We start from the raw sequence: 19455 nt of genomic DNA, 5'->3' as shown, positions 1-19455 counted from the left end.
ATTCCAGCATTCATATTTAAGACCATCATCAGGACATCTAAACATGACCGACCAGCGCAATGACGACACAACTCACTTCGGCTTCGAAGACGTAAAAAAAGAAGAGAAGGTTCAACGTGTTGCAGATGTATTCCACAGCGTAGCTGGCAAATATGACTTGATGAATGATCTGATGTCGGGAGGTGTTCATCGCCTTTGGAAACGTATCACTATAGAGCAAAGCGGTGTACGTACAGGCAATACTGTTTTAGATATTGCAGGTGGTACCGGTGATTTAACCATGCGTTTTTCACGCTTAGTTGGCCCAACGGGAAAAGTTGTATTAGCAGATATCAACGACTCTATGCTGAAAGTTGGCCGCGATAAGCTAATGGACAAAGGCGTAACCGGCAATGTCGAGTTTGTGCAAGCTAATGCAGAAGCATTACCTTTTCCTGATAATACCTTCGATGTTATTACAATCGCGTTTGGCCTACGTAATGTAACGGACAAAGATGCGGCATTACGCTCGATGGCTCGCGTGTTGAAACCTGGCGGAAAAGTAATGGTCCTAGAGTTTTCTAAAACTGACAACCCATTATTAACTAAAGCTTACGATTTTTACTCTTTCAACATCCTACCTCAGATGGGCTCCATGATTGCAGGTGATGCTGACAGCTATCGCTACTTAGCAGAATCGATCCGTATGCATCCCGATCAGGAAACACTCAAATCGATGATGCAAAATGCAGGGCTAACAAACTGCAAATACCAAAATATGACCGGCGGTATTGTCGCTCTGCATACAGGCATTAAACCTTAAAGGTCTCCCAATGATCGAGATGTTACAAGCAACCCTCCTCACAACAGCGGAAGAGGCATGCAGCCAGTTATTACAGCGTGACCCGATCACACTACAACATCTCGAACGTTTAAGCGGTAAAGTTATTGCCGTAGAAGTAACGAATCCTAGACTTAACCTGTTTCTACTCCCTAATGCCGATGGAATCCAAATTCAATCGATTTATAACGACAAACCCGATGCCACGCTGAGTGGACAGGCTCTCGACTTCCTTAAGCTTTTGGCAACTAAAGACCGAGCAGATGCCATGTTTGGCAAAACAATTCAGCTTTCAGGGGATACGGCTCTAGCAACACGTTTACAAGAGATTTTGGCCGATACACAGATTGACTGGGAGGGTATGCTTGCGAACTTAGTTGGAGAGCTGCCGGCTCACCAATTAGCCATCTATGCTACTTGGAAAACAAACGGGTACAAAAACGCAGGCCTAAGCGTCATTCAGAATCTGGATGAATATCTAAAAGAGGAGTTAAAGGTGATCCCTACTCGCCCTGAAATCAACAATTTTTACAGCGAGATAGACGTTTTAAGAGAGCGCGTAGAGCGCTTAAGCGCCAAGATAGCAGCTAAGGTTAAGAGCTAACCTTAGCCATCCTCAATACTTAAACATCTTAGAAAGGTTTAACAACAACAAAAATAAGTATAGGTATAAAGATCAATAATGGTAATTCGTTAAATAAGCGAAAATAACGCCCACTCCGATCTAAAACTCCCGCTCTCATCTTCTTCAAATACGCTTTACACCAGTGATGATAACCAATTAACAAAACCACAAAAACAAGCTTGGCATGTAACCATCCGCCACTAAAACCATAACCTAGCCACAACCATAAACCCAAACCCAGCGTAAAGAGCGCCATAATGCTCATAAAACCATAAAGCTTACCGGCCATAATCTCTAAACGCGTAACATCTTGTCCCGCCTCACGACCTTCAACATAATGTACAAAAATACGAGGAAGGTAGAAGATCCCCGCCATCCAACTTGTCATCGCAAGAATATGAAAGGTTTTAACCCATAACATGGCGATCTCCTTAATAGCCTAAAAGAGGGTAAAGCTCACCGGATCGAATATCACGGTTTGCAGTCTTGATTGTACCGTCATTCTGCCATTTACGAATTAATTTGTTTAAAAAGGGCTTCACTTCACTCTCTGTCATACCACTTTTCAGCTCAGCGCTATATAGCATCTTCAGCAGCAGACCATCTAAGCCGGAAAGCAAACTCTCGGGGGTTTTATCATTAAAAATTGAGGGATAAACCTCCTCAGAGTCATTTGGCAACCCCAACACTTGAGTAATCTCTTCCACAATACAGGTCACTAATTTCCCATGCATTCGCGCTTGATCTACAGGAATAATAATAGCTGCGCTCTCTATTTCATACCTACTGTTAACACGAAAGTTAGCCATACAAACCGCCCCATGCATAACTTTTACCGCATTTTCACCAAAAAGCTGACCAACCTGTTCAATCCAGTCTCGCTGCTGAGTAAACACAATTTTCAGGTTAGCCTGCTCAGGAGAGGACACAAAACTAATAGGATGCTGTATCAACGAAGATAGATGGGTGACATGCATACGTACTAAGTCGGCATGTAGGCTTTTATCGCCAACCTTGTGATCCAGCCATACACGGATAGGCTTTTCCCAACGGCGCACCACACGCCCCTGCTGCGAGTACTCATTCCGTAGAGCTACCTGAGTAAAAGCCTGTACTAAATAACTGGGCTGCTGCCAGCGATAATCAGCACTGGCAGTCAATGAGCAACTAAACAAGGCTAAAAAAAGAAATCTCCGACAGAACGGAAACATTATCAAATAGCACGTGTAGAGATGTTTAGAAGATCAGCTAATGACACTTCCAATTGATCACCCGGCAAGATAGGTCCAACACCTGCTGGCGTCCCCGTTAAAATCACATCACCCGGTTCCAGCGTAAAAAATTCACTACTATGGCTAATCAAGGGCAAAACGCGATTCAACATATGCGAGCTGTTACCCGACTGGCGTAATTCACCATTAACCATCAATTTGATATCTACATTCTGCAAATCCGGAACACAGCTAGGTGCGACAAAAACGGATAAAGGTGCAGCCCCATCAAAGCCTTTAGCCTTTTCCCAAGGGTGACCTTTATCTTTCAACTTACCTTGCAAATCGCGTAGAGTAAGATCTAAGCCCAAACCAACGCCCGCAATCGCAGCAAGCGCTTCCTCTTCCGATGCATGACTTAAACGCTCACCGATCAAGATAGACATCTCAGTCTCAAAATGTACTGAGCCATACCCCTGAGGAACAATAAAAGGCTCAGCCATATCAACCACGCTCGTTGATGGCTTGATAAACAACATTGGCTCAGTAGGAATGGGATTATTTAGCTCAGCGGCATGATCAGCATAGTTACGTCCCACACAAATCACTTTGCCTGTAGGCAAACCAGCAGATCTACCGTCAATAAAACGATGTTGATAACTCATCAATGCTCCCCAACTATTCCAAAGGCCAATTTATAGGCTAAGTTTACCCGCACCCTTGCCCAGTAGCTAGAGAGAGACGCGAACGTAGATACAACCCCACAGATAAAATAAAGGTTAATGTCAGCACAATTAAAGACCCAACAACAACACCATGCCAGCCGAGCCAATGCCAAAAAGGATCGAGATAAAAGCCGCCGCTACTCGCACCTAAATAATAAAACACGAGATAGATAGAAGAAGCCGTGGCACGTGCATGCCGCGCGTTTTGGCTAACCCAACTACTCGCGCTTGAATGGGCAACAAAAAAGCCAAAAGCACTAATCAGGAAGCCAACTATAATTGTCCATAATGAAGGTATAAGCGTAACTAGAGTTCCCAGCATTAAAACTAAACAGCCAAGTGCAATCACCAATGGTTGAGGTATCTTGGCCGCTATATTGCCAGAAATAGCCGAACCAAATGTACCGCTTAAATAGGTAAGAAATAACATACCTAATAAACTAGCAGGGAGATTAAAAGGCGCCTCGGCTAACAGGAAGGTCGCATAACTATATTGATTAATAAATATAAAGAAATTTAACCCGCCAATAATATATGCCAACACCAACAAAGGATTCTGCAAATGAGATAAAATATCAGCGAAGACGCGTTTAGGACGTAACAGGGTTGGCGAAAAGTTTTCAGACATAGGTAACATCCAAGCAAAAACACTTAAACAGATAAAGCTGATTAAACTCATCAATGCAAAAGCTTCCTGCCACCCCAGCCAATCGCCAACAAAACCGCCGATCAACCGCCCACCAATACCTCCGAGTGTATTACCACTAATATATAAACCAACTGCCACCCTTACTGCATTTCGTCCAAACTCATCCCCCATATAGGCGATAGCAATAGCGGGTAAGCCTGCTAAACAAATCCCTTGTACAGCTCTTAACGATACAAGCTGCTCAAAACTGCTAACTTGAGACAAGGCAAAGCTACACAAAACAACACCTGCCATGCTGCCTAGCATCAACTGTGTACGGCCTATAGCATCAGAGATCGGCCCAAAAAACAGCAAAGAGATACCCAAAGTGAGCGTTGTAACAGTTAAACTCCAGCTCGCCTGTAAAGGTGTTATCTGAAATTCATTCGCCAACATCGGAAGAAGTGGCTGAGTAATATAGACATTGGAGAAAACCATAAATGAGCCTAAACATAACGCCAATGTAGCTCGCCAAAACTGGGCTGTACCTACTTCTATCATCTTTGCACCTCTAATTATGGATGCAGATTAGCAATCAACAGCGAATAATAAAAATATATACTTTTTATTGATTTCATAAGAAAATATTATACATGGACATAAAACACCTGACCTACTTCAAAACCGTCACCGACTTCAGCAGCTTTACAAAAGCCGCCGAACATCTTCATATAGCCCAACCGGCGATCAGCATGGCCATAAAAAAGCTAGAGGCTGAGTTGGAACTCACTCTATTCCATCGCCAGGATCGAAAAATCAGCCTTACAGATGAAGGCCAACATCTCTATCAGCATGCATGCAAAATACTGCAGGCAACAGAGGATGCATTACTGGAGATGCAGGAGTTGAAAGGCTTAATCCAAGGCGATGTCCGTGTCGGTATACCCAGTATGTTGGGGTCCTATCATTTTCCTCCCATACTGATGGCTTTTCGTCACCGCTATCCACAATTAAACCTTACCGTTATCGATGGTGGGGCGGGGAAACTGCAGCAACTACTTGAAACCGGCGAGCTTGACCTAGCGGTGATTGTAGATGAAACAACCTCTGACTTTTTGGAAACTAAAGTATTCCTACGTGAACAGATGATGGTGGTATGCCCCAAAGACCACCCCTTCGCCGCATTAGAGAGCATTAGTTATCCACAGCTCTTCGCCGAAGAGCTGGTCATGTTTAACAGCGGGTATTTCCACCGTAACGTTGTCGACCGTATTGCCGCCGAATCAGATGTCACACCTAATATCAGCTTTGAAACCAACCTAATCCCGCTCATTAAATCGATCGTCAAGCAGGGGTTTGCTATCTCCACCTTAATGGAGATGGTGATTCAAGATGAACCCGACCTCGTAGCTAGGCCCTTCACCAAATCCGTATGGCTTGATCTATCTATTGCTTGGCGTAAAGGGGGTTACCTGTCACATGCTAACCGCACCTTTGTGGAATTTCTTTTAGAACATAGCCAAGAGAAGAAATAACAAGATAAAGCCCGCTAAACACTCAGCTTGCAGCAACCTTATTTTATCTCTATGATTCGCGAAAATTTGAGGAGATTACGATAATGTTGGATGTAAATGAGTACTTCGACGGAACCGTCAAATCGATTGGTTTTACAAACACTGAAGGTAAAGCAACAGTCGGTGTGATGGCACCTGGTGAATATGAATTCGGCACCAGTGAAGATGAATTAATGAAAGTTGTCAGCGGCGAACTTATTGTTAAGCTTCCAGGTACTGAAACCTTCCAATCGTTTCCGACAGGTACTGAATTTAAAGTAGCAGCTAATCAAAGCTTCCAACTAAAAGTTGAGCAACCTACTGCTTACTTATGCTTCTATAGCTAAATAATTCCCTAGCTATAGAACACCTGCCGACTAAAAGAATCGCACAATCTTTCGCTTTTAGTTGGCGGGCAAAATTTGACAATTTCCTTATTCAATACAATCTGCCTCAACTTAAGTTGAATATTTTTCCCGCAATCTGGACTGTTCATTCATCCTTTTCAACTTAGGCTGTGATAATATGCCCGCATAAATTTTCAGCGACTAAACCTGTGGCGCACCTGTTATAGGCGATCACCACGCAATTAAAGAGCTACTACCATGAGTAATACAACCTCTCTTGATAAAAGCAAAATCAAGATCTTGCTACTAGAAGGCGTACACCAATCTGCGGTGGACACTTTTAATCAGAATGGTTACACCAATATCGAATTCTTAACTGGCTCACTACCAGAAGACGAATTGATCGCCCGTGTAAAAGATGTTCACTTCATTGGTATTCGTTCCCGCACTCAGCTAACGGATAAAGTTTTTGATGCTGCTAAAAAATTAGTAGCTGTAGGTTGTTTCTGTATCGGCACCAACCAGGTGAACTTAGAAGCAGCAACCATGAATGGTGTTGCCGTCTTTAATGCACCTTTCTCAAACACACGCTCTGTAGCAGAGTTAGTCATTGCTGAAGCGATCATATTGCTTCGTGGCGTTGCTGAAAAAAGTGCTAAAGCCCACCGTGGTGAATGGCAAAAATCGGCTAAAAACTCTTACGAAATTCGTGGTAAAAAACTAGGTATCGTTGGCTACGGCAGTATAGGTTCACAATTAAGTGTTATTGCTGAAGCAATGGGCATGGATGTTTACTTTTATGACGTGGTTACAAAACTGTCCCTTGGTAATGCAAAACAAGTGGGATCGTTAAAAGAACTGCTAAATATTAGTGATATTGTTACCTTACATGTTCCTGAAACAGCATCAACTAAAGATATGATGGGCGAAGCTCAGTTTGCAGAGATGAAGCAAGGCTCCATCTTTTTAAACGCCGCTCGTGGCACCGTTGTGGTTATTGATGACCTATGTGACGCGCTGGATTCAGGCCGCTTGCTAGGCGCAGCAATCGACGTATTCCCAGTTGAACCTCGCTCTAACAATGATGAGTTCATCTCCCCACTACGCAAATATGACAATGTTATTCTGACGCCTCACGTCGGTGGTTCTACTATGGAAGCACAGGAAAACATTGGCTACGAAGTAGCTGAAAAACTGATCAAATATAGTGATAACGGTTCTTCAATTACCTCTGTGAACTTCCCTGAAGTAGCACTGCCTGAGCATCCAAATGTTCACCGTTTGCTACACGTTCACAACAATGTACCTGGCATCATGGCATCGATTAACAATGTTTTCTCTGCTAACAGTGTAAACGTGAGCAGCCAATACCTACAAACAAACGAAAAAGTAGGCTACGTTGTAATTGATGTAGATGCTGATTGTTCTAAAGTTGCGTTAGAAAACTTAAAACAGATCGAAGGCACAATCCGCTGCCGTCGCTTGTTTTAATAGATCGACCAACAAGATAAGTCTTTATCGGCTTTAGATAAAACGGGCGCGCGATCAGCGCCCGTTTTTATTTTCCCAATGATTAAAAATCTGCCCAACTTTTTCAAACACCTCCTCTCGATAGATCGCGGTTTCATTCACTAAATGATGTTTTGCACCGTTAATCAACGTTAGCTCCAATTCTGGATACAAGCGCCCTAGTATAGCGAGGTTATAACGCCAATCGACCGTATCATCATCGGTACCTTGAATCATATGAATAATCCCACTCACAGGTTCATGGGATTCAATCCAACGCCCCCATGCCAACATAGCTCCCACCCAATTCACGGGTATCTCTTTATATTGCAGTGGGTCTTCCTCATTAATAAATTGCCTAAATTTCAAGTCATGCGTGTTGTTGCTATACCCTCTCGGAACTCTCTTTACTATATATTTAAGCCAGCGGAATTTTCGCTGGATGGCACGCCATGAAGATGAACGAACTAACGGCGCTAACAAAACCCTCTCACCAATAAGAGGCGTATTCTCATGTGTAAACAACAACTGGTGAGCCATAATGACAGCCCCTCCAGTACTTTGCCCAATCAAATGCAAAGGTCCTCTAATATCAGATTTAACAAAAGCGATCAGGTCCGCTAATTGAGTCGCATAATGTTTAAAGTCCTCCACAGATAAAGGATCCCCATCCGATAAGCCATGGCCACTTAAGTCATAACACAACACATCAAAACCATCCCTGAGCAACCTATCAATTAGGTGTTTATACAGCCCTACATGATCCATATACCCATGAAGAACAATAACGGTTCCTCGGCAAGCGCTCCCTTTTTCCTGCGAATAGGACTGAAGGGTCACCTCTATCCCATCTAGCTTAATACGACCTATTCTATATTTAGACCGGTTTACCAACGGCATCAGCTGATAAGTTTTCAAATAAGCCCTAATTTGATCATTCAATACACCTGCGGCTGCATCTGTGTAGGCAGGTAAGCTCCTAATCAATAAGTCTCGTTCGAACAAACCCATATACACTCCTAGAGAAACAACTATGGAAATAGCCCTGTAGAAAAACAACAAGTTACTCCCTTAACTCTAGCTTATCACGATAACTATTCGCTCAACTTATACCGAATATAAGGCGTACTTATCATACTTTAGGATCTAGTTAGGCGACTTTTTTTCTTCTTTGAGCTACTGTTGCATTGCACAATGACAACTGCAATCAAAAGCAGTTTCTACTCCACTCAGTTCACGGTTGCCTCGCACCTGGACTGTCGGAACATATAACTGGGGCAAGTAATTATGAGTCAAAGGGTACAGAGCGGCGGCCTTCAAGTTGCAGAGTCTCTATATAATTTCGTAAACAATGAAGCACTGCCAGGCACTGGCGTAACTAGCGAACAATTTTGGGCTGGCTTTGATGCACTTGTTCACGATTTAGCACCTAAAAATCGCGATCTGTTAGCTAAACGTGATGCGATCCAAGAGCAGATCGACGCATGGCACCGCGAACGCCAAGGTCAAGCTTTCAATCTAGAAGCCTATAAAGATTTCTTATCTGAGATCGGCTATCTATTGCCTGAAGGTGAAGATTTCACCGCGACAACAGAAAATGTTGACCCTGAAATGGCAACGATGGCTGGCCCTCAGCTCGTTGTTCCTGTCATGAATGCACGTTTTGCATTGAATGCAGCGAATGCCCGTTGGGGAAGTCTTTACGACGCTCTCTACGGTACTGATGCTGTTTCAGAAGAGAATGGAGCCGAGAAAACTGCCGGTTATAACCCAGCACGTGGCGCAAAAGTTATCGCCGCTGCTCGCGAGTTTCTTGATCAGGCAGTACCTTTAGCGACAGGCTCACACAAAGATTCAGCCGGCTACACTATCGTTGATGGACAGCTAGTTGTTGCTATGACTAATGGCGGCACCACAACACTAGCGGATACTCAAAAGCTTATCGGCTATACAGGCGAGACCTCTGCACCACTGTCTATTCTGTTTGAAAATAACGGTCTACACTTTGAAGTTCAGATCGACCGTGACAGCCAAATAGGCAAAGAAGATGCCGCCGGCATTAAAGATATCATCATGGAAGCGGCCCTGACTGCTATCATGGATTGCGAAGACTCTGTTGCTGCTGTTGATGGCGACGATAAAGTTGTTATCTATCGCAATTGGTTAGGTCTAATGAAAGGCGATCTTACTGAAGAAGTAAGTAAAGGGGGTAAAACCTTTACTCGCCGCATTAATGCAGACCGTGAATTTACTGCACTAGATGGTTCCAACATCGCCCTTAAAGGTCGCAGTCTAATGTTCGTTCGTAACGTAGGTCATCTAATGACTAACGAAGCGATCTTGGACAAAGACGGTAATGAAATTCCTGAAGGGATTATGGATGGTGTTATTACAACACTTATCTCCATCCACGATATGAAAGGCACAGGTAAATTTAGCAACACAACAACAGGCTCCACCTACATCGTAAAACCTAAGATGCATGGTCCTGAAGAAGTTGCCTTTGCTAATGAACTATTTGCTCGTATCGAAGATATACTTGGCCTTGCACGCTTCACAATGAAGATGGGCATAATGGATGAAGAGCGCCGCACAACTGTCAACCTAAAAGAGTGTATCCGCGCAGCTAAAGAGCGCGTGGTATTCATCAACACAGGTTTCCTTGACCGTACCGGCGATGAGATACATACATCAATGGAAGCTGGCCCAATGATCCGTAAAGGTGACATGAAAGCCGCCTCTTGGATTGGTGCTTACGAAGATTGGAACGTTGATAACGGTCTACTTTGTGGCCTACAAGGTCGTGCACAGATCGGTAAAGGTATGTGGCCAATTCCTGATCAAATGGCAAACATGCTGAAAGCTAAGATCGGTCATCCTATGTCGGGCGCGAATACCGCATGGGTACCTTCACCAACCGCCGCTGTTCTTCATGCTACCCATTACCATCAGGTAGATGTTTTTGCCCGTCAGGATGAACTAAAATCACGTCCTCGTGCAAATTTAGACGACATTCTAACGATCCCAGTTGAAGCTAATCCAAGCTGGTCTGCTGAAGAGATTCAACAGGAACTGGATAACAACGCACAAGGTATCTTAGGCTACGTTGTTCGCTGGATCGATCAAGGTGTAGGTTGTTCAAAAGTACCAGACATCAACGATGTTGGCTTAATGGAAGATCGTGCAACACTACGTATCTCTAGCCAGCATATTGCTAACTGGTTACGTCATGGTATCTGCTCTGAAGAGCAAGTAATGGAAACCATGAAACGCATGGCGGCCGTTGTAGATCGCCAGAACGAAAACGATCCTCTTTACCGTCCTATGGCCGCTAATTTTGACGACAGCATCGCCTTCGCAGCAGCTTGTGAGCTGGTTATCGAAGGGTGCAAACAGCCAAACGGTTATACCGAGCCGGTTCTGCACCGTCGCCGTATCGAAGCAAAAGCAAAATTTGGTGCATAATTAGTTTCACTCATAGCGACTGAATGACACATAAAACCGCGCTCTCTAAACCAAGAGCGCGGTTTTTTCGTATAAGGTAGACTACAGATACCGTTTACGAGTCAATTTTGATGAATATCTCAACCTACGCAGAGCAGCTAGCCGAGTTTATTAACCAGCACCCACGGCTAGTCGTCCTGACTGGCGCAGGTGTGAGCACAGACTCGGGAATCCCCGCCTACAGAGATAAACAGGGTAACTGGCAGCACACAGCTCCCGTACAACACCACGAGTTTATGAACAGCCATTATGCCCGTCAGCGTTATTGGGCACGGAGTTTACTCGGCTGGCCAATGATTCGCGATGCGCAACCCAGTCCAGCCCACTTAGCCCTATCCAAGCTAGAGCAACTAGGTCATATCCATTTGCTCATTACACAAAATGTCGACCGCTTACACCAAAAAGCGGGAAGCCATCAGGTTATCGACCTGCATGGGCGTTCCGACAAAGTAAAATGCATGCAATGTTCGCAGCGCTACAATCGAACCTATATCCATGAAATCAGTGCTCAGGCAAACCCTCAATTTGAGATATTTGAGGCAACAGCAAAACCTGATGGCGATGCCGACTTAGAAACCGATCAGTTTAAACACTTTAAAGTGCCTGACTGCGCTGAATGTGGAGGCATTTTAAAACCTGACGTTGTTTACTTTGGGGATAATGTACCTAAAGAAACAGTCTTTAGCGCACTGGATGCACTGGAACAAGCCGATGCTTTGCTCACTATTGGAAGCTCACTGATGGTTTATTCTGGTTTCAGGTTCTGTAAAAAAGCCGCAGAAGGGAACAAACCTATTGCCGCACTTAACTTAGGCGTCACTCGAGCTGACTCCCTACTCAGCTTGAAAATTAGCGCACCCATTAGCGAAACACTCACCGCAACACTACCACTACTGTGAACACAGTCACCCGTCTATAGAATCTTTCTGCAATTAATACCCTTTTGCAGTAAAATAGAAAGATATATTTTAAGGGGTAGAATCATGGCTAATCGCGCCTGCGCACGACACATATTGGTAAAAACACGCGACCAAGCAGAAGCAATCAAAAAGCAGTTAAAGCGAGGGGCTGATTTTGGGAAATTGGCTAAAAAACACTCCTTTTGCCCTTCCGCCAAACGTTTTGGTGATCTAGGAGAGTTCCGACGCGGCCAGATGGTGAAACCTTTTGATGATGTTGTCTTTAAAAAGCCGCTTCATATTGTTCACGGCCCTGTAAAAACCCAGTTCGGCTGGCATCTAATCGAAACAATCTACCGTAAGTAATTACTCTTCCAATCGTACACAGTTACGACCATCTTGCTTAGCCTTATATAGGGCCATATCAGCGGCCAATACATGAGCATCTAAATCAAACAGACCTTGCTGCTCTGCCACGCCAATACTCAATGTCACCTCTTGCTGACACAACTGAAACACTAATTGATGCTCCTCGAGCTTAGCTCTGATACGTTCAGCAATTTGCGCTGCCTGCTCCAAACCCGTATCCGGCAATAAGAGGATAAACTCTTCACCGCCCCAACGGCCTAAACAATCGGTGGGTCTTTGGTTATCATCCAGTAAGTCAGCAATATGCTGCAATACCTGATCTCCCAATGAGTGCCCCCCTCTATCATTAATCGTTTTAAAATGATCCACATCGATCATCAGCAAAGAAAGCGGCTTACCACTACGTAGATGACCACTTTTAATCCGCTCATAACGTTCCGTAAAAGCTCGTCTATTTAACAGACCTGTTAATGGATCTTGCCAAGCAACGCTCTCCAGCTCCTGCTGATAATGGTTGATCGCTTTTAAGAGCAGTGCGAGAACAACACCCGTCACAACAAAACTGACAAATAAGGTAATAAACAGCGGTGGGAAAAGCGCCTCATCAACCTGCCCCTCTTCCGCTTCCACGCAGAGAATCAGGTTTAACTCCTCTATATGGCGCGTATTAAGAAGATAGGTTCTTCCATCTTTCTCATAGGAAAAGCGCCCCTCCGGCAGAGACAGGACCTGTTCCACTACAGATTTAACGCCAATCTTTTGGTACAGACTTGTCGACACCGAGCCTGAACGGTCATGTAACAACAGATTACCCGTCGGCGTTACGAGATAAACGTTATTGCCATAACGAGCACGATAGTCAGAAAACGTCTGGGTGATACTGGCTAGATTAAGTCCAAGTCCTGTAGCACCAAGAAAGGTACCATCAGATGCACGGATTTTAAAATTGATAAATATAGTTAACTGATCGCCATTAGCTAAATCAGGGTCTAGATTTAATTCACTATTGCCAGGTATCTGGCGCAGATGAAAATACCAATCATCTCGTGAATCGTTCTCTGAGACCTCTTTCAGCAACCCTTCAGCGTGATAATAATTTCGAGTTAAATCGGAAACCATAAAAGCGGTAAAAGCACCGTATTTCCGTTTAATCTCACTCAAATAGCGTACAACAGAAGTGGAATCCTGCTCACCCGCCAGAATCCAATCCTTCAAAAAGGTATCGTTCCCCATAAAGGAAGAAACGGTTCTCGGTTTTATCAAATCTCGCTGAACTTCAGCATAAATATTGTCACTTGTTAATGGCATCTCGTGCTCAACAAGCGAATTTAAGGCCGCTTGTCGAGAAAGATAAAAACTTACACTAGCCGTCAGCATAAACCCTATAACAATAAGTAAACTGACCACCACAAGCATACGCTGTTTAAACTTCACGAACTTCCACCTAACCCTTTCTATCTTAGCTTCGCTAAAAGATACCAAGATAAGCTCTGTATTGATGCTCTGGATCTATAATATTTGATGAGTATCAATATAATAAAATCTCAAAAAAGGGTATTATTGATAACGGTTATCAATTACATTCACATTATCGAATATATTTCATATGCATATACGCACTCGCCACAATATCTTGCCTTTCTTGCTATTACTACTTGCTACATACAGTAATGCTAATAATACAGATGATACCCGACATACCCCAACTAAAGAACAGCTAGGGCAGCAGTTGTTTTTTGATACCAACCTATCCTTTAATCGAACTCAATCCTGCGCCACTTGCCATTCCGCTAGTCATGCTTTTACTGACCCTCGCGACAATGGCGTTCAAGGTGCCTATTCACTAGGTGATGATGGTCATTCACTCGGTGATCGTAATGCCCCCACAGCCGCCTACGCAATGTTTAGCCCGGATTTCACATTCAATAAAGAAGGCAAATATATTGGAGGGCAGTTTCATGATGGCCGTGAAAGCAACTTGGCAGGCCAAGCGGGAGGACCACCTACGAATCCTATAGAGATGGGCATGCCCAACAAAAGAGTAATAGTTAAACGTTTGCAGGAAAATCCGTTTTATCTCTCTGCATTTAAATCACTTTATGGTGATAATATTTTCACCAATGCGGAAAACAGTTATGCAGCGATGGCCGACAGCATCGCCCATTTCGAACGTACTGAACTATTCGCACCATTTGATTCAAAATATGACCGCTACTTAAAAGGCGAATATAAGATGACAGAGCAGGAGGAATTAGGCCGCACGCTATTTTTCTCCCAACAATTCACCAACTGCAATCTATGCCATCAGCTGAATAAATCTCAGCGTCATCCACAAGAGACATTCACTAACTACGAATATCATAATATTGGCATTCCAACCAATATTGAGGGACGCAAGAAAAATAGTGTTCCTATTGATACAGCAGATACAGGCTTACTCAATCATCCACAGGTTGATGATCCTAAACAAGCGGGTAAATTTAAAGTCCCGACACTGCGTAATATCGCGGTAACAGCCCCTTATATGCACAACGGTGTTTTTCAAGATTTACGTACTGTTGTTCTGTTTTACGATAAATACAACAGCCGCAGTAGTAAACGCCAAATCAATCCCGAAACAGGACAGGTTTGGGCTACACCTGAAGTACCGCAAAACTTATCACTCAAAGAGTTAGAAACAGGGCCAGCACTTGATGATAAACGCGTAGATGCGCTAGTTGCATTTATGAAAACACTCACTGATAAACGTTATGAGCATCTGTTAAATAATAAAGAATAACTCCCCTAATCCTTGCACAACTTATCCATAGGCTGTTTTATTAATATTTTTCTAAAACAGCCAACAATTATCAGCTGCTGTTCAGCTTTCTTACCATAGAATACGAGTCATATTTTGCTCTGACTGTTGTAGAAAACGATGCCAAAACTCATTAAAGATTTTCGTAACTATCAATTTGTTTATTATTGGTATGATAAAAGTGCGGGTAGAACTAGCCCCTATTTCCCTACGCTGAACCATGCAGAAGACTGGTTTGTGCAACAACAGCGCGTCAATTATTCAGGTCCTGAGCGCCGCAAACCTGCCTGTGATAAACATCACACGATACGAAGACGCGCAGCCGATACAACAATTAAAGTTGATTTAGATATATCTCGCGAGAAAATATCCGAGCTTAAACAACTCCTCATTGCCTAACATTCGGTCAGTTACCGGCCTCCTCTCCAATAATAAATAAAGATCTCTAGACTAAAAGCGCTACTAAAACACATCGTTGCGGCATAAAAAAAGCGGCATCCCGTTACCAGAATGCCGCTTGATTCTAACCTTTGTCTGAATTTATACGCTCAGAACTTTCTCACCACGGGCAATACCCGATACACCAGAACGTACAACTTCCATAATATTGGACGTCCCTAAGGCTTCGATAAAAGCATCCAGCTTACTGCTTGCTCCCACCAGCTGTACGGTAAAAGTATTTGGCGTCACATCGATAATAGTGCCACGGAAGATATCTGTCGTACGCTTAATCTCAGCGCGAACAGTACCATTGTTGGCTTTCATTTTAATCATCATAAGCTCGCGCTCAAGATGATCGCCTTCAGTCAGGTCAACAACCTTCACTATATCAATCAGCTTATTCAGCTGCTTAGTAATCTGCTCAACCACACGGTCATCGCCAATAGTAGTTACCGTCAAACGAGACAATGTCTCATCTTCTGTCGGTGCAACGGTTAGCGACTCAATATTGAAATTGCGCTGAGAGAACAATCCAACTACACGGGATAATGCACCCGGTTCGTTTTCCATCAATACAGAAATAATATGACGCATGATTATGTTCTCTCCGTTTTGCTTAGCCACATGTCACGCATAGAACCACGCGGTACCTGCATAGGGTAAACGTGCTCAAACGGATCTACTGCGATATCCATGAATACCATACGATCTTTCATAGCAAATGCTTCACGCATAGCGCCTTCAAGATCCTCATAACGCTCAACCTTAATGCCTACGTGACCGTAAGATTCAACCAGTTTGACGAAATCAGGTAACGACTGCATATAAGACTGCGAGTGGCGGGACTCATAGTTCATATCCTGCCACTGACGTACCATGCCTAATGACTGGTTATTCAAGCAGATAACTTTAACTGGGATACCATATTGGCTAATGGTAGATAGTTCCTGGATATTCATCTGGATACTACCTTCACCCGTTACGCATACAACTTCCTCTTCAGGAAAGTTAAGCTTAACGCCCATTGCAGCAGGTAAACCAAAGCCCATAGTTCCCAAGCCACCGGAGTTAATCCAACGGTTAGGTTTGTTAAACTTATAATACTGAGCAGCAAACATTTGATGCTGACCTACATCAGAACAAACATAAGCATCACCATTAGTGACTTTGCTTAGCATCTCAATAACCTGCTGAGGCTTCATCTGCTTGGAGTCATCTGTTTTATAACGACCGCCATGACGACCACGCCACTCTTCAATCTGCTCCCACCATGTTTTCAGGCTTTCAGCAGATGGCGTACTTTTCGCCGCTTGCAGTTGCTCTAACATCTCTTTTAAGACCGCTTGCGCAGGCCCTACGATTGGCACATCAGCTTTAATCGTTTTAGAGATCGATGCAGGATCAATATCAATATGAACAATTTTTGCCGTTGGGCAAAACTTATCGGTACCGTTCGTTACTCGGTCATCAAAACGAGCTCCGACCGCTAAAATCATATCACTATGATGCATCGCCATATTCGCTTCATAGCTACCATGCATACCTAACATACCAATAAACTGAGGGTCAGTACCTGGGAAACCACCCAAGCCCATCAGCGTATTTGTAACAGGGCAACCTAACTCTTTAGCGAGTGCGATCAACTCTTTACTCGCATCACCCATAATGACACCACCGCCCGCATAAATAACGGGACGCTTGGCAGCCAACAGCATATCCACAGCCTTTTTAATCTGGCCGGAATGCCCTTTAGAGATAGGGTTGTAAGAGCGCATTTTGACACTCTTAGGGTATTCATACTCATAACGCTCTGTTGGGGTTGTCATATCTTTAGGGATATCGACAACAACGGGGCCTGGACGGCCACTCTCAGCGATATGGAACGCTTTCTTTATAATCTCTGGAATATCTTCCGGACGCTGAACACTGAAGCTGTGTTTCACGATAGGACGCGAGACACCGATCATATCGGTTTCTTGGAAAGCATCTTCACCGATCAGGTGTGACATAACCTGACCTGTAAGAACAACCATTGGGATTGAGTCCATGTAAGCCGTAGCAATGCCTGTAACGGCATTGGTCGCCCCTGGACCTGAAGTTACAAGTGCCACACCCGCTTTACCGGTTGCACGTGCATACGCATCTGCCATATGAGTGGCAGCTTGCTCATGGCGGACCAAAATGTGTTCGACGTCATCCTGAGTAAAGATTGCATCGTAAATGTGCAGTAATGCACCGCCAGGATATCCGTAGATAAATTTAACGCCTTCATCACGAAGTGCGCGAACAACCATTTCTGCGCCTGAAAGTAATTCCACTTTATTCACCCTCTAACGACGTCAGTGTCTCGTTACTGACGAAATTAACAGTTTTTGTTTCTGTAACGTTGAACGTGCCTGTACCAGACAATATTTTTTGACTCTCTAGCGATCTCACTCTGAACCATTCCAGGGGTAGAGCTGAAGGTTCACGTTCGGGTGTGTGCCGGTGTTAGGGATCTCCCAACCGACAGACCTTTGAGAAACGGCTCACAGAAAGCTGTCTCCCTGAGTTTCGGGGTTACCTACACACTCAAGGCCTCAAAATTCGAGGCGGTAATTGTAGCCCATTCAGGTTGATTTTTTCAACCCAAAGGAGGGAAAACTGAGGCATTGCGCTTGTTTGTAGTAATCTACTACCCAGAACAGCCAGATCGCGTTATAGTTTTGCTATATAAAACTCAGAGGCGGAGCGCCAAAATCCAATTCGCTCCAACTATACGTGTACAGGAGATCCCTATGAGTATTGCTGAGATTAAAAACAAAGAACGCGTGATTAACGAACTGATGTCGTTCATACGAAAAGTACTTGTTGAACCTGAAATTTGCGAGACAGCACTAAAAATAGCTCGAGAGCATATAAATGATGATAATGCAGCGGTGGTTATCGCGGATGAGCTGTCATCAGTCACTAACATTAAAATACCGCTAGAACACAGCGAAGCCGATCGCCTTTTCCTTGAGGTGTTGATCGACGTAATAAAAGATGAAAAAGCACTATATTAAGAGAACAATCAATACCTATTAATTGATCTATAGGCTGCTTCTTGGCAGCCTTTACTACGCCAGAACCCCCTCAGCATTAATCCGACTGTTTAGTCAAACTCGCAATATAATGCGTTAATACTTCTAGTTTTTCTGGATCATTATCAACGAACTGTATATCAACACTAATAAAGTTTGTCTGTGTGCTTTTTTCGTTTGCCTGTAAACCTGAAATAAAACCATTCATCTGAGCAACACTATTACCATTCACCTGCTCAATATCAACCACTGACTGCTCAAGAAGCTGAGGTACTCCATCCTCCCGTTTGACCACGACTTGTACTGACTGCAACGTTACCTCTTTAATAGCACAACGCAACACACCAGAAGCAACACGTAGCTGAGCTAAGCCTTTAGGTTTTTTCGCCGCCTTTGCCACGGCAGCAGTTTTTCCTGCCGCCAGCATTTGAGCTGCCTTTCGACGTGATTCTGCACTAGTAGTGAAACGCTTACCCACGTACTTCTTAATTTTCTCAACTAACTGCCTATCTTCGAAAGGCTTACCCATATAGTCGTTAACACCAGCTTGGATCGCCTTAAGCACATAATCTCGCTCCCCACGGCTGGTAATCATGATGAACGGTATATCGACATAGTTAACTTGCTGACGAGCCCATTGCAGAAGATCCAAGCCAGACATACCCGGCATCTCCCAATCACAAAGAATAAGATCGTAATTTTCATTATTCATCTGCTTGCGCCCAGCTTCACCATCCTCAGCAGAATCAATCTGATACTCAGGGAAGTGCTCTTTTACAATCCGTGACACGTGATCACGAATAAATCGAGCATCATCAACAATCAGTACTTTAATTTGACTCATTCTTCCCCTCTACAACATCCACCCATTAACTAAAATTGGGCCACTCATCAGAAACAATAACGATCTTTTAGCCTATCAGGTATAACAAACACATTGTTTTCCGTCCAGTTAGGCTGCTTAA

Annotated in this window: 20 protein-coding genes; 11 read left to right on the top strand and 9 right to left on the bottom strand. The window is 43.8% G+C overall.

Features of this window, described 5'->3' with window-relative positions:
* Positions 1–43 precede the first annotated feature (43 nt).
* Together ubiE and Q4492_RS04980 are read left to right on the top strand one after the other, a co-directional pair.
* On the top strand, positions 44–802 hold the full coding sequence (ubiE, locus tag Q4492_RS04985; protein WP_303416163.1) for a bifunctional demethylmenaquinone methyltransferase/2-methoxy-6-polyprenyl-1,4-benzoquinol methylase UbiE: 759 nt from the start codon (positions 44–46) through the stop codon (positions 800–802).
* Between the two features lie 10 nt (positions 803–812).
* Positions 813–1424 carry an SCP2 domain-containing protein gene (locus tag Q4492_RS04980; RefSeq protein WP_303416162.1) on the top strand — a complete coding sequence of 204 codons (612 nt, stop codon included), beginning with the start codon at positions 813–815 and terminating at the stop codon, positions 1422–1424.
* 28 nt (positions 1425–1452) lie between these two features.
* Here Q4492_RS04980 and Q4492_RS04975 read toward each other — a convergent pair whose 3' ends face one another.
* From Q4492_RS04975 to Q4492_RS04960, 4 genes are read right to left on the bottom strand one after another with little or no spacing between them, the layout of a single operon-like run.
* On the bottom strand, positions 1453–1866 hold the full coding sequence (locus Q4492_RS04975; RefSeq protein WP_303416161.1) for a CopD family protein: 414 nt from the start codon (positions 1864–1866) through the stop codon (positions 1453–1455).
* Positions 1867–1876: 10 nt separating this feature from the next.
* Entirely contained in the window at positions 1877–2605 is a 729-nt protein-coding gene (locus Q4492_RS04970) for a DUF2927 domain-containing protein (protein WP_303416160.1), read from the bottom strand.
* 53 nt (positions 2606–2658) lie between these two features.
* Positions 2659–3321, bottom strand: a complete 663-nt coding sequence (locus Q4492_RS04965) for a fumarylacetoacetate hydrolase family protein (RefSeq protein WP_303416159.1) — start codon at positions 3319–3321, stop codon at positions 2659–2661.
* 43 nt (positions 3322–3364) lie between these two features.
* Entirely contained in the window at positions 3365–4570 is a 1206-nt protein-coding gene (locus tag Q4492_RS04960) for an MFS transporter (protein WP_303416158.1), read from the bottom strand.
* A gap of 92 nt (positions 4571–4662) precedes the next feature.
* Between Q4492_RS04960 and Q4492_RS04955 the strand changes: the two genes are divergently transcribed.
* From Q4492_RS04955 to serA, 3 genes are all read left to right on the top strand, one after another.
* Positions 4663–5544, top strand: coding sequence for a LysR family transcriptional regulator (locus Q4492_RS04955; protein WP_303416157.1), 882 nt, complete (start codon positions 4663–4665; stop codon positions 5542–5544).
* Between the two features lie 83 nt (positions 5545–5627).
* Positions 5628–5909: a pyrimidine/purine nucleoside phosphorylase gene (locus tag Q4492_RS04950; protein WP_067862691.1), complete on the top strand. Its 282-nt coding sequence runs from the start codon at positions 5628–5630 to the stop codon at positions 5907–5909.
* A 258-nt stretch (positions 5910–6167) separates the two neighbouring features.
* Entirely contained in the window at positions 6168–7400 is a 1233-nt protein-coding gene (serA, locus tag Q4492_RS04945; RefSeq protein WP_067862693.1) for a phosphoglycerate dehydrogenase, read from the top strand.
* 54 nt (positions 7401–7454) lie between these two features.
* On the opposite strand, the gene Q4492_RS04940 is transcribed toward serA, so the two are convergent.
* Positions 7455–8429 (bottom strand): alpha/beta hydrolase, encoded by a 975-nt coding sequence (locus Q4492_RS04940; protein WP_303416156.1) that lies wholly within the window; start codon positions 8427–8429, stop codon positions 7455–7457.
* 276 nt (positions 8430–8705) lie between these two features.
* Here Q4492_RS04940 and Q4492_RS04935 point away from each other — a divergent pair, with 276 nt between their 5' ends.
* The 3 genes from Q4492_RS04935 to Q4492_RS04925 all read left to right on the top strand — a co-directional run bounded on the left by Q4492_RS04935 (position 8706) and on the right by Q4492_RS04925 (position 12187).
* Complete coding sequence (locus tag Q4492_RS04935; protein ID WP_303416155.1) at positions 8706–10883, top strand: malate synthase G; 2178 nt, start codon at positions 8706–8708, stop codon at positions 10881–10883.
* 110 nt (positions 10884–10993) lie between these two features.
* The gene (locus Q4492_RS04930; protein WP_303416154.1) at positions 10994–11821 is read left to right on the top strand and encodes an NAD-dependent protein deacetylase; all 828 of its coding nucleotides are present in this window, start codon (positions 10994–10996) and stop codon (positions 11819–11821) included.
* Positions 11822–11905: 84 nt separating this feature from the next.
* Positions 11906–12187, top strand: coding sequence for a peptidylprolyl isomerase (locus tag Q4492_RS04925; protein WP_303416152.1), 282 nt, complete (start codon positions 11906–11908; stop codon positions 12185–12187).
* Here Q4492_RS04925 and Q4492_RS04920 read toward each other — a convergent pair whose 3' ends face one another.
* Positions 12188–13624, bottom strand: a complete 1437-nt coding sequence (locus Q4492_RS04920) for a sensor domain-containing diguanylate cyclase (RefSeq protein ID WP_303416150.1) — start codon at positions 13622–13624, stop codon at positions 12188–12190. It lies immediately after the preceding gene.
* A 172-nt stretch (positions 13625–13796) separates the two neighbouring features.
* On the opposite strand from Q4492_RS04920, the gene Q4492_RS04915 reads away from it, so the two are divergent.
* Entirely contained in the window at positions 13797–14969 is a 1173-nt protein-coding gene (locus Q4492_RS04915) for a cytochrome-c peroxidase (protein ID WP_303416149.1), read from the top strand.
* Positions 14970–15107: 138 nt separating this feature from the next.
* Positions 15108–15386: a hypothetical protein gene (locus Q4492_RS04910; RefSeq protein ID WP_067862707.1), complete on the top strand. Its 279-nt coding sequence runs from the start codon at positions 15108–15110 to the stop codon at positions 15384–15386.
* Between the two features lie 141 nt (positions 15387–15527).
* Here the strand turns inward: Q4492_RS04910 and ilvN are convergent, their stop codons facing one another.
* Both ilvN and Q4492_RS04900 read right to left on the bottom strand, forming a co-directional pair.
* On the bottom strand, positions 15528–16022 hold the full coding sequence (ilvN, locus tag Q4492_RS04905) for an acetolactate synthase small subunit (RefSeq protein ID WP_067862709.1): 495 nt from the start codon (positions 16020–16022) through the stop codon (positions 15528–15530).
* Positions 16023–16024: 2 nt separating this feature from the next.
* Positions 16025–17746, bottom strand: a complete 1722-nt coding sequence (locus Q4492_RS04900) for an acetolactate synthase 3 large subunit (protein ID WP_303416148.1) — start codon at positions 17744–17746, stop codon at positions 16025–16027.
* Positions 17747–18205: 459 nt separating this feature from the next.
* Here Q4492_RS04900 and Q4492_RS04895 point away from each other — a divergent pair, with 459 nt between their 5' ends.
* Positions 18206–18472: a hypothetical protein gene (locus tag Q4492_RS04895; RefSeq protein WP_067983930.1), complete on the top strand. Its 267-nt coding sequence runs from the start codon at positions 18206–18208 to the stop codon at positions 18470–18472.
* 76 nt (positions 18473–18548) lie between these two features.
* Here the strand turns inward: Q4492_RS04895 and Q4492_RS04890 are convergent, their stop codons facing one another.
* Entirely contained in the window at positions 18549–19334 is a 786-nt protein-coding gene (locus Q4492_RS04890; RefSeq protein ID WP_303416147.1) for a response regulator, read from the bottom strand.
* Positions 19335–19455 lie beyond the last annotated feature (121 nt).

Source organism: Neptuniibacter sp. 1_MG-2023, assembly GCF_030547185.1.
In the GTDB taxonomy this organism is placed as follows: domain Bacteria; phylum Pseudomonadota; class Gammaproteobacteria; order Pseudomonadales; family Balneatricaceae; genus Neptuniibacter.
The sequence above is the reverse complement of the archived record's forward strand: the minus strand, read 5'-3'. Positions and strand labels throughout refer to the sequence as shown.

Excerpts from the sequence above, each read along its gene's own strand:
- Q4492_RS04935 (WP_303416155.1), top strand. The coding sequence starts at position 8,706 with ATGAGTCAAAGGGTACAGAGCGGCGGCCTTCAAGTTGCAGAGTCTCTA.
- Q4492_RS04975 (WP_303416161.1), bottom strand. The coding sequence starts at position 1,866 with ATGTTATGGGTTAAAACCTTTCATATTCTTGCGATGACAAGTTGGATG.
- Q4492_RS04955 (WP_303416157.1), top strand. The coding sequence starts at position 4,663 with ATGGACATAAAACACCTGACCTACTTCAAAACCGTCACCGACTTCAGC.
- ubiE (WP_303416163.1), top strand. The coding sequence starts at position 44 with ATGACCGACCAGCGCAATGACGACACAACTCACTTCGGCTTCGAAGAC.
- Q4492_RS04940 (WP_303416156.1), bottom strand. The coding sequence starts at position 8,429 with ATGGGTTTGTTCGAACGAGACTTATTGATTAGGAGCTTACCTGCCTAC.
- Q4492_RS04950 (WP_067862691.1), top strand. The coding sequence starts at position 5,628 with ATGTTGGATGTAAATGAGTACTTCGACGGAACCGTCAAATCGATTGGT.
- serA (WP_067862693.1), top strand. The coding sequence starts at position 6,168 with ATGAGTAATACAACCTCTCTTGATAAAAGCAAAATCAAGATCTTGCTA.
- Q4492_RS04965 (WP_303416159.1), bottom strand. The coding sequence starts at position 3,321 with ATGAGTTATCAACATCGTTTTATTGACGGTAGATCTGCTGGTTTGCCT.
- Q4492_RS04910 (WP_067862707.1), top strand. The coding sequence starts at position 15,108 with ATGCCAAAACTCATTAAAGATTTTCGTAACTATCAATTTGTTTATTAT.
- Q4492_RS04980 (WP_303416162.1), top strand. The coding sequence starts at position 813 with ATGATCGAGATGTTACAAGCAACCCTCCTCACAACAGCGGAAGAGGCA.
- Q4492_RS04895 (WP_067983930.1), top strand. The coding sequence starts at position 18,206 with ATGAGTATTGCTGAGATTAAAAACAAAGAACGCGTGATTAACGAACTG.
- ilvN (WP_067862709.1), bottom strand. The coding sequence starts at position 16,022 with ATGCGTCATATTATTTCTGTATTGATGGAAAACGAACCGGGTGCATTA.
- Q4492_RS04890 (WP_303416147.1), bottom strand. The coding sequence starts at position 19,334 with ATGAGTCAAATTAAAGTACTGATTGTTGATGATGCTCGATTTATTCGT.
- Q4492_RS04915 (WP_303416149.1), top strand. The coding sequence starts at position 13,797 with ATGCATATACGCACTCGCCACAATATCTTGCCTTTCTTGCTATTACTA.
- Q4492_RS04925 (WP_303416152.1), top strand. The coding sequence starts at position 11,906 with ATGGCTAATCGCGCCTGCGCACGACACATATTGGTAAAAACACGCGAC.
- Q4492_RS04930 (WP_303416154.1), top strand. The coding sequence starts at position 10,994 with ATGAATATCTCAACCTACGCAGAGCAGCTAGCCGAGTTTATTAACCAG.
- Q4492_RS04960 (WP_303416158.1), bottom strand. The coding sequence starts at position 4,570 with ATGATAGAAGTAGGTACAGCCCAGTTTTGGCGAGCTACATTGGCGTTA.